This is a genomic window from Kitasatospora sp. NPDC091257, assembly GCF_044757675.1.
Lineage (GTDB): Bacteria > Actinomycetota > Actinomycetes > Streptomycetales > Streptomycetaceae > Kitasatospora > Kitasatospora lactacystinica.
Genome location: NZ_JBIVVI010001657.1, coordinates 1 through 1,495, shown reverse-complemented (window position 1 = coordinate 1,495; position 1,495 = coordinate 1). Strand labels below are relative to the sequence as shown.

Annotated in this window: 1 protein-coding gene; it reads left to right on the top strand. The window is 71.6% G+C overall.

The annotated features are described in order from the left end of the window. The coding region (locus ACIQOV_RS41065) for a condensation domain-containing protein (protein WP_401056203.1) at nt 1–1,495 on the top strand (1,495 nt) is incomplete at both ends.

Sequence of the window (1,495 nt, the reverse complement as noted above, 5' to 3'; positions counted from 1 at the left end):
CGCTGGCCGAGGTCACCGAGGACGATCTCGCGCGGATCGTGGAGCAGGTCCCGGGCGGTGCGGCGAACGTCGCGGACGTCTATCCGCTGGCGCCGCTGCAGGAGGGCATCTTCTTCCACCACCTGCTGGACGCCGACGAGGGGCGTGACATCTACGTCTTCCCGACGGTGCTGGCCTTCGACTCGCGGGAGCGGGTCGACGGATTCGTGTCCGCGCTGCAGTCCGTGGTGGACCGGCACGACATCCTGCGGACGGCCGTGCTCTGGGAGGGGCTCTCCCAGCCGCTCCAGGTCGTCCTGCGGCAGGCTCCGCTGGCCGTCTCCGAGATCGCCCTTCCGGCCGGTGCCGACGCCGGTGTCGGTGACGATGTCGTGGCGCAGCTGCTGGCGGCCTGCCCGTCCGCGATGGACGTCCGCCGGGCACCCCTGATCGATCTGACGATTGCTCAGGACGCCGTCGGTGGGCGGTGGTTGATGGCCCTGCGCAGCCACCACCTGATCCGCGACCACACCGCGCTGGAGATCCTGCTGGACGAGGTGCGCGCGCACCTGGAGCAGGACGTCCAGCGGCTGCCGGAGCCGGCGCCGTACCGCGACTTCGTCGCGCACGCGCGCCTGGCCGTCAGCGCCGAGCAGCACCGCGTGTACTTCGAGCGGGCGCTCGGTGACGTCGAGGAGCCGACCGCACCCTACGGCGTGCTCGACACCCACGGCGACGGCGCCGACACGGGCGAGGTGATCGTCGAGCTGTCGGCCGAACTGGCGGAGCGCGTCCGCGAACAGGCTCGTCGGCACGGCGTGAGCGCCGCCGCGTTCTTCCACCTGGCCTGGGCCCGTGTCGCGGCCGCGACGACCGGCCAGACGCATCCGGTGTTCGGCACCGTGCTGCTCGGTCGGATGGACGCTGGGGACACGGCGAGCCGGACCCCGGGTCTGTACATCAACACCCTGCCGATCCGCATCGACGCCACCCAGCGGCTGAGCACCGGACTGCGGTCGGCACAGGTGCAGTTGGGCGAGCTGCTGACCCATGAGCACGCCCCGCTGACCCTGGCACGGCAGGCGACCGCCCTGCCGGCGCAGAGCCCGCTGTTCACCTCTCTCCTCAACTACCGTCGCACCGCCGCCACCGGCGGGGTCGGCGGCGGAACGGCGCGGACGATCGCCGGGATCCAGCTGCTCCACGCTCAGGAGCGGACGAACTACCCGTTGACGGTGTCGGTGGACGACACCGGTGTCGGGTTCCGGTTCACGGTGCAGGCGTGCGCTCCGATGGACTCGGACGTGGTCTGCGGTCTGCTGTGCACGGCGGTGGAGAACCTGGTCGGCGGGCTGGAGGGGGATTCCACTTCTTCGCTGGATCTGGTTCCCGTTCTTGACGACGGGCAGCGGGAGTTGGTGCTGCGCGGGTGGAACGACACGGCGCGTGAGGTGCCGGGGGGGACGTTGCCGGGCCTGTTCGAGGCGCAGGTGGCGCGGACGCCGGACGCCACGGC